Origin of the sequence: Paenibacillus taichungensis, assembly GCF_050994985.1 — a bacterium.
GTDB classification, from domain to species: Bacteria; Bacillota; Bacilli; order Paenibacillales; family Paenibacillaceae; genus Paenibacillus; species Paenibacillus taichungensis.
The window spans coordinates 578,920-592,504 of sequence record NZ_CP194720.1 but is presented as its reverse complement, the minus strand read 5'-3'; the positions used below and the strand labels follow the sequence as shown (position 1 = coordinate 592,504).

Annotated in this window: 13 protein-coding genes; 3 read left to right on the top strand and 10 right to left on the bottom strand. The window is 47.3% G+C overall.

All coding sequences use genetic code 11. From position 1 onward, the window contains the following. Window positions 1–75 precede the first annotated feature (75 nt). The 6 genes from alaS to cymR all read right to left on the bottom strand — a co-directional run bounded on the left by alaS (window position 76) and on the right by cymR (window position 7,053). Window positions 76–2,706, bottom strand: a complete 2,631-nt coding sequence (alaS, locus tag ACR1R9_RS02790) for an alanine--tRNA ligase (protein ID WP_433921814.1) — start codon at window positions 2,704–2,706, stop codon at window positions 76–78. A 422-nt stretch (window positions 2,707–3,128) separates the two neighbouring features. Further along, entirely contained in the window at window positions 3,129–4,196 is a 1,068-nt protein-coding gene (locus ACR1R9_RS02785; RefSeq protein ID WP_076287766.1) for an AI-2E family transporter, read from the bottom strand. A gap of 252 nt (window positions 4,197–4,448) precedes the next feature. Further along, window positions 4,449–4,658 (bottom strand): hypothetical protein, encoded by a 210-nt coding sequence (locus ACR1R9_RS02780; protein WP_024633070.1) that lies wholly within the window; start codon window positions 4,656–4,658, stop codon window positions 4,449–4,451. 10 nt (window positions 4,659–4,668) lie between these two features. Then, entirely contained in the window at window positions 4,669–5,190 is a 522-nt protein-coding gene (locus ACR1R9_RS02775; protein WP_024633069.1) for a PRC-barrel domain-containing protein, read from the bottom strand. A 164-nt stretch (window positions 5,191–5,354) separates the two neighbouring features. Then, entirely contained in the window at window positions 5,355–6,506 is a 1,152-nt protein-coding gene (locus tag ACR1R9_RS02770) for a cysteine desulfurase family protein (protein WP_433921815.1), read from the bottom strand. Between the two features lie 127 nt (window positions 6,507–6,633). Beyond that, window positions 6,634–7,053 (bottom strand): cysteine metabolism transcriptional regulator CymR, encoded by a 420-nt coding sequence (gene cymR, locus ACR1R9_RS02765; RefSeq protein ID WP_076287765.1) that lies wholly within the window; start codon window positions 7,051–7,053, stop codon window positions 6,634–6,636. Between the two features lie 323 nt (window positions 7,054–7,376). Between cymR and mnmA the strand changes: the two genes are divergently transcribed. Continuing rightward, a complete protein-coding gene (gene mnmA, locus ACR1R9_RS02760) occupies window positions 7,377–8,501 on the top strand; it encodes a tRNA 2-thiouridine(34) synthase MnmA (RefSeq protein WP_433948825.1) in 1,125 nt (374 codons plus the stop codon). A gap of 141 nt (window positions 8,502–8,642) precedes the next feature. On the opposite strand, the gene crcB (ACR1R9_RS02755) is transcribed toward mnmA, so the two are convergent. From crcB (ACR1R9_RS02755) to ACR1R9_RS02740, 4 genes are read right to left on the bottom strand one after another with little or no spacing between them, the layout of a single operon-like run. Next, window positions 8,643–9,002, bottom strand: a complete 360-nt coding sequence (gene crcB / locus ACR1R9_RS02755; protein ID WP_076287763.1) for a fluoride efflux transporter CrcB — start codon at window positions 9,000–9,002, stop codon at window positions 8,643–8,645. Further along, on the bottom strand, window positions 8,999–9,400 hold the full coding sequence (crcB, locus tag ACR1R9_RS02750) for a fluoride efflux transporter CrcB (protein WP_099856789.1): 402 nt from the start codon (window positions 9,398–9,400) through the stop codon (window positions 8,999–9,001). Before crcB (ACR1R9_RS02750) ends, crcB (ACR1R9_RS02755) begins: the two co-directional genes overlap by 4 nt. A gap of 28 nt (window positions 9,401–9,428) precedes the next feature. Continuing rightward, window positions 9,429–10,736, bottom strand: a complete 1,308-nt coding sequence (locus tag ACR1R9_RS02745; RefSeq protein ID WP_076287761.1) for a replication-associated recombination protein A — start codon at window positions 10,734–10,736, stop codon at window positions 9,429–9,431. A 53-nt stretch (window positions 10,737–10,789) separates the two neighbouring features. Beyond that, window positions 10,790–11,668: a LysR family transcriptional regulator gene (locus tag ACR1R9_RS02740; RefSeq protein WP_433921816.1), complete on the bottom strand. Its 879-nt coding sequence runs from the start codon at window positions 11,666–11,668 to the stop codon at window positions 10,790–10,792. 163 nt (window positions 11,669–11,831) lie between these two features. On the opposite strand from ACR1R9_RS02740, the gene ACR1R9_RS02735 reads away from it, so the two are divergent. Together ACR1R9_RS02735 and ACR1R9_RS02730 are read left to right on the top strand one after the other, a co-directional pair. Then, entirely contained in the window at window positions 11,832–12,572 is a 741-nt protein-coding gene (locus ACR1R9_RS02735) for an SDR family NAD(P)-dependent oxidoreductase (RefSeq protein WP_076288260.1), read from the top strand. Window positions 12,573–12,606: 34 nt separating this feature from the next. Beyond that, the gene (locus ACR1R9_RS02730) at window positions 12,607–13,509 is read left to right on the top strand and encodes a DMT family transporter (protein WP_433921817.1); all 903 of its coding nucleotides are present in this window, start codon (window positions 12,607–12,609) and stop codon (window positions 13,507–13,509) included. Window positions 13,510–13,585 lie beyond the last annotated feature (76 nt).

The following is a 13,585-nucleotide window of genomic DNA, read 5'->3' as shown; positions in this document are numbered from 1 at the left end:
GCTCTCGGGTACAAAATATAAACGAACAGAACCATTTCGATTTATATTTTGAAGATTGAAAGCCGCTCAATGGATTTATGCAATATGCCCGCTAACCAATGAAACCGCCAGTTTCAACGCTTCATCCAGCTTACTTGCATCCTTGCCTCCGGCTTGCGCCATATCAGGACGTCCGCCACCTCCGCCGCCGCAAACTGCCGCAACTTCCTTGACGATTTTACCTGCATGCAGCCCTTGTTTTACCTGTTCAGCAGGGACAGCTACAACGAAATTCACTTTGCCGTCAGCTGGAGCACCCAGTACGAGTACTGCATTCGGCAGTTTTACTTTTAATTCATCAGCCACTGTACGCAGTGCATCCATGTTCGGAGCATCCACACGAGCTGCAAGCAATTGTGTGTTTCCTGCTTGTACGACTTGATCTGTCAATGCGCCTGCTTCCATGGCACTCAGCTTGCTTTGCAGTGATTCAGTCTCTCTCGCTGCTTCTTTCAATTGCTGATTCAGACCTTCAATGCGTTTAGGTACATCCGCCACATTTGCTTTGAGCAGGGATGCGGATTGTTTGAGCAATTCAAGCTGACTTTCTACATACAGATACGCGCCACGGCCAGTAACAGCTTCGATCCGACGTACGCCGGAGCCGATTCCGCTCTCGCTCACCAGCTTGAAGATACCGATCTCTGATGTATTATTTACGTGACAGCCGCCACAAAGTTCCAAACTATAATCTCCGACTTGTACCACACGTACGATATCGCCATATTTTTCACCGAACAATGCCATTGCGCCCATTTCTTTGGCTTCATCAATAGCTTTAAGTTCAATGTTTACGTTCAGACGATTCCAGATCTGTTCGTTTACCTGACGCTCGATCTCTGTTAATTCTTCCGGCGTAATGCTGCCGAAGTGCGAGAAGTCAAAACGCAGACGTTGAGGCTCTACGAGTGATCCCGCCTGATTGACATGTGTTCCGAGCACATCTTTGAGCGCTTTGTGCAGCAAATGGGTTGCGGTATGGTTTTTGATAATATCGCCGCGTTTGGACGCATCCACTTCAGCTTTAACCACATCACCTACACGCAGTTCACCGGACTCTACAGTCACCAAATGTACGTGTTGTCCCAGCGGAGCTTTGAACAGGCCTTGCACTTTCGCCGTTACACTTGCTCCGCGCAGCAAGCCCTGATCACTCACTTGTCCGCCACTTTCCGCATAGAACGGTGTCTTGTCAAGGATGACCTGGCATGTCTGTCCTTCGCTTACGGAGTCTACCAGTGCGTCAGCAGCAACGATGGCTACCACTTTAGCTTCCGTCAACAGGTCATTATAACCAACAAACTCGCTTTTAACCGCCAGATCAGCAAGCGGTCCGCCTTGAACCTTCATGCTCTCGTTTTCCTGGCGTCCTGCACGACCAAGTTCACGCTGCTTCTGCATGGAAGCATCAAAACCTTCACGATCTACCGTCAAACCATGCTCTGCTGCATAATCTTCTGTCAGGTCAAATGGGAAACCGTACGTATCATACAGTTTGAACGCTTCAGGCCCGCTAATAACCGTACGCCCTTCGGACTTGGCTGTGCTGCTGATATCAGCCAGGATAGCCAGACCATCTGTGAGTGTTTCGTGGAAACGCTCTTCCTCGGTTTTGATCACTTTAGCGATAAACTCCTGTTTGTCTACGACTTCCGGATAGTACATCCCCATCACTTCACCAACAGTCGTTGTCAGTTCATACAGAAATGGACGGTCGAGTCCCAATACTTTTCCGTAACGTACGGCACGACGGAGCAAACGGCGAATGACATATCCGCGTCCTTCATTGCTTGGCAGAACGCCATCACCTACAGCAAAGGCAACGGTCCGAATGTGGTCGGCAATAACTTTCAGTGCAACGTCAATTTCTACGCTGTCATTATATTTCACACCGGCAAGTGCCGCTGTTCTCTGAATCATCGGTTGGAACAGGTCTGTGTCGAAGTTGGAATCCACATTTTGCAGAATCGAAGCAAAACGCTCCAAACCCGCACCTGTATCAATATTTTTGTTAGGAAGCGGTGTGTAGCTACCATCTTTGTTATGGTTGAACTGGGAGAATACCAGGTTCCACACTTCCAGATAACGTTCGTTTTCCCCACCTGGATACATTTCAGGATCATTCATGTCGTTGCCATAAGCTTCGCCGCGATCATAGAAGATTTCAGTACAAGGTCCACACGGGCCTTCGCCGATATCCCAGAAGTTTTCATCCAGTTTGATGATACGCTCAGCAGGCAAGCCTACTTTTTCGTTCCACAGTTTGAAGGCCTCTTCGTCTTCAGGGTATACCGTTACGGAGAGACGTTCCGGATCAAAACCGATCCACTCTTTGCTTGTGAGAAATTCCCATGCCCAAGTAATCGTCTCTTCCTTGAAGTAGTCTCCAATGGAGAAGTTACCGAGCATTTCGAAGAACGTATGGTGACGGCGAGTTTTACCGACATTTTCAATATCGTTGGTACGAATACATTTTTGGGAGTTGGCGAGACGCGGGTTCTCCGGTTTCTCCCGACCGTCAAAATACGGTTTCAATGGTGCCATACCCGCATTGATCCACAGAAGGGATGGATCATTATGAGGTACAAGCGATGCGCTTGGCTCGATTTTGTGACCTTTACTTGCAAAAAACTCTATCCATTTGGACCGGATTTCACTGGCTTTCATACGGTGTGCCCCCAATTAATTATAATAGTCCGGTGCATATTCGCTCCGGGTTGTTAACAAGTAAAAACAAACACAAAAAACGCCCCTGATAGTCAGGGACGATTATAATCGCGGTACCACCCTGGTTATTGCTGTTCATCCGCAGATGAAACAAACAATCTCCTCGTTGATGCGAAATAACGGTCGCTCCCGGCAGGGTTGTCCTGCACTCCGAAATCAGCTTTCCGCCGTTTCAACTTTCAAGACTCTTCCAGCCATCGGACTCAGATTACATCTGATCCGAAGAAGTCTATTCTCTGAGGAAAGGAACCCTCGGCGTACTTCATTTCATCATCGATTTCTTGTTCTAAACATACCCCTCCATTATATCGATATGCCTATATGGTGTCAACGCACCCTTTAGGACTAAACTGTTGCTACGATCAGTCCGTTCTTCGTTTGATGTAATAGGCAAAAAAGTGCTGCACAATGACTTTCAGAACAGCAAAGACTGGCACCGCCAGAATGAGACCCACTATGCCCGCCAGTTCGCCTCCCACAAGGAGCGCGAAGATAATCGACAACGGATGCAAATGCAGAGTCCTCCCTACCACTTGAGGGGAGATGACGTTGCTCTCCAGCACCTGACACAGTGTGTTCACAATGACAACGAAGAGCACCATTTTGAACGATACCGTAGACGCCATCACTACTGCTGGAGCAGCTCCAAGAAACGGCCCCAAATAAGGCACGATGTTAAATACAGCGACAATGCTTGCGAGCAGAAGCGCATAAGGCATATCAATGACGATGTAACCGATATAGGCAAAGATGCCCACAATCACACAGACGATAAACTGTCCGCGAATATAGTTTCCCAAGGCCGTATCAATCTCTTTCATAACCGAAACAATGGCCTTGCGCCGTGAGCGGGGCAGGTACGCCACAATCGTACGCTCGAACACCTCAAAATCTTTTAACATATAGAAAATGAGAAATGGCACGATAAACACATTGAACAACACATTAATGGTTGTCCCGATATTATCCATCAGCTTTGTGATCCCCTGGGTGAGCCGATCCTCCATCTGGAAAAACCAGCTGTTCATACCTGTGCGCACACTTGGCGGCATTAATTTGTGATCCATATTGTTCATCAGACTCTGGGCACGCATCGACAGCTCCGGCATATGCTCGTTCAGTTCCTCCAACTGTTCAATCAACACCGGAATGACATTCATCAGGATGACCCCGATACAGGTGAGGAAAAAAGCATAGATTAACAACACGGCAATGGTTCGAGGGACTTTGCGTCCTCCCAGCATGCTTACAATCGGATTGAGAACATAGGATATGATGAGAGCCACGATAAATGGTGCCAGCACTGTTTTCAGAAATCCATATATATGAAGCAGTAATGGCCGCAGCAGCCAGATAAAATACAGAATAATCAATCCGAGCAGCAGCCAGATGGCATAACGGAACAGCTTGTTTTTGGTTAATTGCTCCACTTGCATCTCTCCCTTTTGGACTGGCTCTGAAAGTCAGTATATGTAAGGAAGGGAATATTTATTAACGCACAAAAAAAAGCGCCCCCTTCATGATTAAGGAGACGCATCTTGTGATCCGGGTTAGCATATATTCATACAAGTTCCCTTGAACCACTATGTAACCGCAGCTATATACATCTGTCATCATTTCATGACAGCATTCAATGACAGTCTTTGTCATGAAACCGCATATAGAAGAAGTTAAACTTCTTATTAAGAAGAAGCATGAAGATGAGGGAAGTCTTGCGGCAGCTCTTCCCCGAAGAAAAGATCATCGAGGGAACTGAGCGTGCCGTCTTCTTCCACTTGGTATACAGACATTTTCTCACCGTTCACTGTTAATTCGATAAAGCATCCCCAGCAATAAAACTGGTGGGAACCGATTTTCCCAATATCTTTGGAACTACAGTTTGGACATTTCATATTCATTCACCTATCCATTAACAGAATGAATGGCATTTTCCAAGCGCTGTTCACTCAGCGGCGGCACCATAATGGCACTTTCCCCAATAGACATATCGCTTGTACATGGCAGCCATTTGCGGCCCTCAATCAAATCGGACACAAAACCGTCCGTAATTTCAATCCCTATTATTGTATTTCCCAACTCCTGGTCAAAATAAACATCAGAGACACGTCCAAGCAGCAAACCTTCTTCGGTGAGCACGGACATCTCCTTCAATTTAGACTGGCCGAGGAGGTACGTGTGTTTTATGTCGTCGGCTCCCGTTTTGCGGACAGCCTGTTGATTACGGATCATGACGGCATCTTCGCCGTAGGCAACGATATCTTGCCACTGCACGATTTTGACATGACTGGTAAACAGGCCTTTGTTTTCAAGTTCAATGCCTTCAATTTTCCAATCGTCATTCACAATGAAATCCTGGATTTTACCGACCTGCTTCCCATCCTCAACGTCAAAAACGGCAAGTCCGATCATTTCCTGAAGCTTCATCGCAGGGTCCCCCTCATCTTCTTATCATTAAATAGTCGCGGCGCTATTGCTAGGTATGCCCAAAGTTGATGAGTGGCAATCAGACGCCGATCATCAAAACCGCTTCTATCCAACCGATGAAATGGAACTTCTTCCCTCCTTCTGTTCCATGTGCAAAGAGCCCCTTAGGCTCTATTACGCAGTCGCCCAAGAATGGTTCCAATTTTTTCGGCGGTTATCATGATTTCTTCCGTAGTATTACCCAACCCCCAGCTAAAACGAATCGCGGATTGCAAAAATGTCTCCGGCAACTTCATCGCTTTGAGTACATGGGATACTTCGAGGGAACCGGAAGTACATGCCGAACCGCTCGCAACTGCGATGCCTTCCATATCCAGATTCATGAGCATCGTCTCTGTTGATACTTCCGGAAAGCTAATGTTCAGGATATTAGGCAGCGTAAATTCCGGATGTCCGTTGACGTGGAAATGTTCCAACCCTACATGCTGCTCCAATTGTTCCAGCAGTAATGATCGCAATGCCAGATCATGTTCATGGCGTGCCTCCGCTTGTTCTCCTGATATTTTCAACGCCTCCGCAAAGCCAGTGATACCCGCTATATTCTCGGTACCTGCACGTCGCTGCCGTTCCTGAAGGCCACCATGAGATCTCGCTTCTAGGACAATTCCGCGCCGTACGTATAATGCACCCACGCCTTGAGGGCCATTAATTTTATGAGCAGAGAAGCTGATCATATCCACAGGCAGTTCCTTGCAGGAAATTTCTTGGGTGCCAAGAGCCTGAACTGCATCGGTATGGAACAAAATATCATGTTGACGAGCCAGTTCACCAATTTCGCGGATAGGCTGAATCGTGCCCACTTCATTATTGGCGTACATCATGGTGATCAGCACTGTATCTGGTCGGATGGCATCTTTCAGCTCTTCCAGACGTATTCTTCCGTATTCATCTACAGGCAAATAGGTCACGTCATAGCCTTGTCGCTCCAGTTCCTGACAAGTATGCAGTACTGCATGATGTTCAATGGCTGTTGTAATAATGTGCCGTCCCCGTTCGTTTCTCGCTGAAACTGCGCCAAATATCGCCAGATTGTCACTTTCCGTGCCGCCTCCGGTAAATACGAGTTCATCTGGGAAACAACCCAAAGACGCCGCAATGACATCCCTTGCTCCACTGACGGTCCGTTTGGCTTCACGCCCAAAGGCATGGATACTTGATGCATTGCCATATTGCCCTGTCATAACTTTCATCATCGCTTCCGCGACTTGTGGGTGCATAGGTGTCGATGCGGCGTGATCCAAATATATTCTTTTCATTGATTTCACCCCGTTATATGTTGGAATAAAAAATGCTAGAAGATCCATAAAGTAGCTGGTTGCATGGCTAAAGCCCCCAAATATGGGGGCTTTAGTGTGTCATCTGTGATGCTCATCATCAACTATTTTAGATATAGAACATGTAGGAGTCTTTTTGTTCCTGATCTTGGAATGTAATCAGATCCTTCAGCGTTGTTGAATCCAATACTTCTGCAATGCTGTCACGGATGCGCAACCACAAATCGCGCTTCGCTGGGTCATCTTCCTCTGTGAAATCCACTGGAGAGATTGGACCTTCCAGTACACGAATAACATCCCCTGCCGTTACGGTAGCAGGATCGCCTGCCAGAATGTAACCGCCGTAGGCGCCACGGATACTTTTGACCAGTCCTGCATTACGCAGGGGAGCGATCAATTGCTCCAGATAATGCTCCGAGAGCTGGTTGCGCTCGGCAATACTTTTCAAAGATGTCGGGCCTTCGCCTGTTCTGGCTGCCAGCTCCATCATGATTGTGAGCCCATAACGGCCCTTTGTCGATATTTTCAAAGGAGTCACCTCTTTCAATTTTCGAAAAAACAAGTTGTGAAACATAAAATAACAGGATGTGGTCCAAGACCGTCTTTCCAGGATCCGCCACAGCGGGATATGAAAAATACAGACCTAGTCCCTCTAATCCTCCGTATTCCGATCATAACCCTCAACTAATGTTAACATATCTACATGCTTTATGGAAAAGAAAGATTGACGAAATTCCAAAATGTGCGCCTGTGGTGGACACTATCCAAAGTTGGCCGGGTGTATCGTAACTTGAGTCCGGTTATGCTAGAATAAGAAACGAAACACATTTATATAGAGAAATGGTGATAACGATGTCCAAAACAATTGAAAATACACGGGTCGTCGTTGGCATGTCCGGAGGTGTCGATTCTTCCGTCACCGCACTGCTGCTGAAGGAGCAGGGTTACGATGTCATCGGCATTTTCATGAAAAACTGGGATGACACGGACGAGTTCGGCCACTGTACCGCTGAAGAAGATTCAGAGGACGTACGCCGGGTTTGCGAACAGATCGGCATTCCTTACTACACTGTCAACTTCGAGAAAGAGTACTTTGATAAAGTATTTTCCTATTTCCTTGATGAATATAAGTCGGGTCGGACTCCGAATCCTGATGTCATGTGTAATCGTGAGATCAAATTCGGCGAATTCCTGAACAAAGCACTGGATCTCGGTGCTGACTATGTGGCTACAGGCCACTATGCTCGCCTCATTGAAGAAGATGGAACGTTCAAACTGCTGCGCGGTGTGGACAGTAACAAAGACCAAACGTACTTCCTCAATGCACTGAATCAGAACCAGCTGTCCAAAGCCATGTTCCCAATTGGTCATCTTCCTAAACCGGAAGTGCGCAAGATTGCAGAAGCAGCTGGCCTGTACACCGCGAAGAAAAAAGATAGCACAGGTGTCTGCTTCATCGGCGAGCGCAACTTTAAAGAGTTCCTGAGCAACTATCTTCCAGCCAAAGGTGGAGACATGGTTGATATTGCAACCGGAGAAGTGAAGGGCCGTCATGATGGTCTGATGTACTATACGCTTGGACAACGTCAAGGTCTCGGCATTGGCGGTTCCGGTAATGGTGAACCCTGGTTCGTGGCAGACAAGGATCTGGAGAAAAATCAACTGCTTGTCGTTCAAGGCGACGCACATGCAAGCCTGTATTCAACCGGTCTGACTGCAACAGGTGTAAACTGGATCGCAGGTGCAGCACACATGCCTAACGTACCATTCCGTTGTACCGCCAAATTCCGCTATCGTCAGCCGGATCAGGGTGTAACCCTGACATGGCAGGAAGATGGCAGCGTGGATGTACAGTTCGACCAACAGCAAAAAGCGATCACGCCTGGTCAAGCCGTTGTGTTTTATGATGGAGATGTATGTCTCGGCGGCGGAACGATCGATCAGGTTCAAAAAGTGCCTGTACCGGCGCTGAAATAGATTCAATAACAGAAATGAATCCATCCCCGTATGGATTATGCACAATACCCTGTATTCCTATAACAAAAGCCATCTTTCATGTATACCATGACGGATGGCTTTTTTCCTTCTTTTTCCTGCAAAAAAAATAATTATTTTCAATTATGCAGCCAGCCACACTCCTGTAAAAGATGCCGCAACCCCCATCAGTACCGAACTTGTGACGTATATAACTGCTCTGAAGTAACGTTCCTGCCCCATCAGACCAAGGGTTTCATATCCAAACGTAGAGAATGTGGTATACGCTCCGCAAAATCCAGTACCCCCTATCACCCAGACTGCGTCTGGGATTGAAGCTGACTGATGCCAGCCATAGAGCAATCCAAGTAACAGAGAACCACTGATATTAATAACCCATGTCCCCCATGGGAAGGCCGTTCCGAGCGAACCGGATATCCATCGACCCAAACTGTAGCGAAGCACCGCACCTAGCATTCCTGCAAAACCAATCCAGATGATCATCGTGCAACACCATCCTGCGTCGGTTTACCCAGCATTCGCTGACCAACCTTAATCCCCAATGCACACAGTAATAACCCTGCGAGTAAACTCACAACGAGATATATAACAGCCTTACCCCACATTCCTCCTTCAGATAAACGGACCATATCGAGAGTAAAAGTGGAGAATGTGGTGAATGCCCCTGTAAACCCCGTTCCAATCGCAAGACGAAGTTGAGGCGTTATTTTACCTGGAACAGCTATGGTGAAGAACCAACCCAAAAACAGGCTCCCAATGGCATTGATCAGCAGCACTGCCCAAGGTAAGCCTTCATTGGCTGCTGGCATCCATAACTGTATCCCATATCGGCATAATGTACCCAAAATTCCGCCGATTCCAATATAGAATATTTCTTTCATTGTTCAAGCATCTCCCGGGTCATCGGTCTTACAGCTCTCTGCGCCGCTGCTGGTTTAGACGAATCTTCGATTCATTGCCTTGTTCTGTTGCTTCATAGAAAATGCGCCGTGAGAGCTGTTTCGGTAAATATTCCTGCTTCACATAATGGCCCGGATAATTGTGAGGGTATTGGTAGCCTTCATGCCCCAGCTTCACTGCACCGGAATAATGGGTATCCCTCAGATGAAGAGGGACCTCAGCCGATTTCACCTCATCGATGGCATTCATTGCTTTCGAGATCGCAGTATACACCGCATTGGACTTCGGACTTTCAACAGCAAACAGGATCGCTTGGGCAATGTTCAGCTTGGCTTCAGGCCAGCCATTATTGCGATAAGCATCCAGCGCCCCAATGGCCTGGGTCATCGCTTGCGGATTCGCAAGTCCAATATCTTCACTGCTCGCTGCAATCAGACGACGTATAAACGTCATCGGATCCATGCCCAGCTTCTCTACCGCATACAAAAACCAGAACAGTGCTGCATCACTGGAACCCCGGATGCTTTTATGAAATGCCGACAGTACATCATATTGTGTCGATTCATCTGCCTTCACAATCGGACGGCGTATGGATTCTTCAGCTACATCAAGTGTAATGTGAATCGAGCCATCCTTCTCTGGCGGGGTAGTCAGTGCAGCAAGTTCCAAGGCATTCAGCGCACGCCGAATATCGCCATTTGCCATCGTCGCAATATGCTCCAATGCCTCGTCATCTGCCTGCAGGTCCATGAATCCCAAACCTTTATCCACATCCACCAGTGCCCGGCGCATTGCAATCAGGGAATGCTCTTTGTTCAAAGACTCCAACTGAAATAGCGTGGAACGGCTCATCAAGGCCCCATTCACATAATGAAAGGGATTCTCTGTCGTAGCACCGATAAAAATAATCGTGCCCTTCTCTACTGCAGGCAGCAGTGCATCCTGACGTGAACTATTAAACCGGTGTACTTCATCAAGGAACAAAATGGTTTTTGTTCCATACAACTGCTTGTTCGTTTGCGCCTGCTCAATGACTTCACGTACATCTTTGACAGAAGCATCCACCGCATTCAAACGGACGAACTGTCCTTGGGTATGCTGGGAAATAATATGTGCCAGTGTTGTCTTGCCACATCCCGGAGGACCATAAAGCAAGATGGACGAGATCTGATCCGCTTCAATGGCGCGCCGAAGTAATTTTCCCGGTCCAATAATCTGCTCTTGCCCAATATATTCATCAAGCCGCTCTGGCCGCATACGGTCAGCAAGCAGTCTTGCTTGAGGTTCTGAATCTTGCTGAAACGAAAATAAATCCATTGCTCATCACTTCCTTAACGGATTGCCTTTACTTGTTCCTTATTAAATTCTGTTTAATCGCTATTCTCTATCATATCATACTCCCGCGGCAGCATACCCATAAATGCCCCAAGCGCACTGCTGACAAAGGCATCCTTGCGCGTAATAAAATGAGTCATCATACGATTCATGCCTACCGGGAGGGTGTGCTTGCGCAGTAATCCATTTTCAATCTGATTCCGAATGACGATTTCGGGTAACAGTGAAATTCCCATGCCGGATGTCACCCCGCTAATAATCGCTTCAAGGGTTCCAAATTCCATAATGACCGGACGGGTTACACCGCTAACCGATAACCATTCCTCCAAAATCTGACGATACGAACATCCCATGCTGTAGACCAGAATCGGTTTACTGGTGAGTTCTTCGTCTTCCGGTTCCATCCCAGAGGAGACAACGAATAGTTCTTCATCGAATACGGGAGTAGAAGAAATATCAGGGTGATCACATGAACAACCGATAAACGCCCCTTCCAATTCATACCCAATAACCTGATCCATAAGCACTTGGGAGTTACCTGTAGTCAAAGATAAGGAGACAGCCGGATGCTGTTTATAATATTTGGAAAAAAGCTCAGGTAAACGGACCGCTGCGGCAGTTTGCGTGGAGCCTATGCGTAGTGGTCCGGAAGGTTCAATTGTAGAGCTCAACGCTTTACCTGCCTCATCGAGCAGGCCTACAATTTTATCCGCATACGTCAGTAACATCTCACCTGCTGGAGATAACGTCATCCCCCGATTATGACGAATAAATAGCAGTGTCCCTACTTCGGATTCCAGATGTCGTATCCTTGCTGTGACATTGGACTGCACGTAACCGAGTCGCTCCGCAGCTCTGGTCAGATTCCCTTCTTGTGCGACACATTGAAATATCCTTAAATCCCCACTCTCCATTGTAAACCTCCCAGCTATGACTATATCCATCCAGACATCATTCAAAATGATATCCAATCCATTAACAATCATTATACAGTATAGCTGCTTCGAGCTAAAATCGTGGTAATCAGAACACAGCAACTTACTACTCGCTGAGTTCACTTAAGGAGTGTTAATAATGATGAACTGGACGAACACCGTAGCTTTGGTAACCGGAGGTGGTACAGGTATAGGCCGAGCTACCAGTATACTGCTCGCTAATGTTGGAGCCACCGTCGCCGTTAATTACTCTCGCTCTCAAGAAGAGGCCGAAGAGACAGTACAACATATTCTGAATGCGGGAGGTCATGCTTTTGCAGTTCGGGCCAATGTTGCTTCCGATGCCGAGGTTCGTCAAATGGTGTCCTTGATCACTGAAAAAGTTGGACCGGTGACCGCACTCGTAAATAATGCCAGCATTACGCATCATATCCCAATGATGGATCTGGAATCCGTAACGGATGACATATGGAATGAACTATATGACGTCAATGTTAAAGGCATGTTTTACTGCGCACGAGCAGTAGCGAAAGGAATGCAGCAAGCAGGCCAAGGCACAATTGTTAACCTTGGCAGTATAGCTGGCAGCACAGGATCAGGGTCATCCCTTCCTTACGCAGTTTCCAAAGCAGCAGTACACGGTTTGACGAAGTCTTTGGCACATGCGCTATCCCCCGCTATTCGGGTTAACGCCATCATTCCGGGTGCAGTCGCGACCCGTTGGTGGGCTGGAAAGGAAGAACAGATGCATCGTCTGGGCGGTGAGTTATTGTTGCAGCGAATAGCGGCAAGCGAAGACATTGCACATATGATATGCGCCGCGCTAGAGCAACCCTCCATGACCGGGCAATTGATTACAGTAGATAGCGGTCAGACGTTATGATTATGAGCATGGAAAGCGAAGTGGAGGAATCCTGATGAAGCCTTTAAAATATACGCTCCTGATCCTTGTTACAACTCTCATCATGGGAACCTCGTTTCCCGTAGGCAAAATCGGTATGATGTATGCTCCTCCCTTTTTGTTAATGGGACTTCGCTATATATTGGCAGGAGCATTACTAGCGTGGATCATCAGAAAACGTCCCATGCCTGTGGGGTGGAAACAGTGGATGCAAATCGCCGTAATCGGTCTGTTCCAGTCGGCGGGAGTAATGGGATGCGCCTACTACAGCATGAACTGGATTAGTTCGGGAGAATCCGCCATTATCACGTTTACGAATCCTTTGCTTGTCATCATCCTGAGTGCTGCTCTATATGGTGTGTCCTATCGTTTTAGCCAGTGGACCGGTGTGGTTCTCGGATTTGTCGGAGTGGCGTTAACCTTTGGATTCCATCTGAGTATGAGTCCTGGAACGTGGATTGGCTTTGGCGGCGCTGTCTCTTTTGCTGTATCTACGTTGCTCATTAAAAGCTGGGGAGCTGCTCATGATACATTCGTACTTACCGCTTATCAAATGCTCGCTGGAGGCGCAGTACTGCTTCTACTGAGTGTGTTTACAGAGCAGCCTCATTTTATCGTAAATACAACATCCATCGTTGTCCTGGTATGGCTGACCATTTTCTGTTCCATCATTCAGTTCACCCTCTGGTTTTATTTGCTGCAAAACACAGATCCGGCCAAAACCAGTTCCTTTCTTTTTCTGGCTCCGCTGTTTGGACTGCTATCGAGCTTCGTTTTGTTGGAAGAGCATGTCGGCTGGATTGTGGGTGCAGGCGGTCTAATGATCTGCCTGGGCATTTTCCTGGTTAACCGTCATCCCGCCAGTCATAAGTCAGTTCTAGATAAACCGGGTTTGACCCAACGCACACCTGCAAGTTGACCAGTAGAAAAATAACAGCGAAACTTTAGGTGAGCCACTCGATAATAATACTCATCTGAAAAGTACAAAAAAGAGC

What these genes read in the sequence shown, in the direction of transcription:
- alaS (WP_433921814.1), bottom strand. Translation starts at nt 2,706, where the DNA reads ATGAAAGCCAGTGAAATCCGGTCCAAATGGATAGAGTTTTTTGCAAGT.
- ACR1R9_RS02780 (WP_024633070.1), bottom strand. Translation starts at nt 4,658, where the DNA reads ATGAAATGTCCAAACTGTAGTTCCAAAGATATTGGGAAAATCGGTTCC.
- ACR1R9_RS02775 (WP_024633069.1), bottom strand. Translation starts at nt 5,190, where the DNA reads ATGAAGCTTCAGGAAATGATCGGACTTGCCGTTTTTGACGTTGAGGAT.
- ACR1R9_RS02770 (WP_433921815.1), bottom strand. Translation starts at nt 6,506, where the DNA reads ATGAAAAGAATATATTTGGATCACGCCGCATCGACACCTATGCACCCA.
- mnmA (WP_433948825.1), top strand. Translation starts at nt 7,377, where the DNA reads ATGTCCAAAACAATTGAAAATACACGGGTCGTCGTTGGCATGTCCGGA.
- crcB (WP_076287763.1), bottom strand. Translation starts at nt 9,002, where the DNA reads ATGATCATCTGGATTGGTTTTGCAGGAATGCTAGGTGCGGTGCTTCGC.
- crcB (WP_099856789.1), bottom strand. Translation starts at nt 9,400, where the DNA reads ATGAAAGAAATATTCTATATTGGAATCGGCGGAATTTTGGGTACATTA.
- ACR1R9_RS02745 (WP_076287761.1), bottom strand. Translation starts at nt 10,736, where the DNA reads ATGGATTTATTTTCGTTTCAGCAAGATTCAGAACCTCAAGCAAGACTG.
- ACR1R9_RS02740 (WP_433921816.1), bottom strand. Translation starts at nt 11,668, where the DNA reads ATGGAGAGTGGGGATTTAAGGATATTTCAATGTGTCGCACAAGAAGGG.
- ACR1R9_RS02735 (WP_076288260.1), top strand. Translation starts at nt 11,832, where the DNA reads ATGAACTGGACGAACACCGTAGCTTTGGTAACCGGAGGTGGTACAGGT.
- ACR1R9_RS02730 (WP_433921817.1), top strand. Translation starts at nt 12,607, where the DNA reads ATGAAGCCTTTAAAATATACGCTCCTGATCCTTGTTACAACTCTCATC.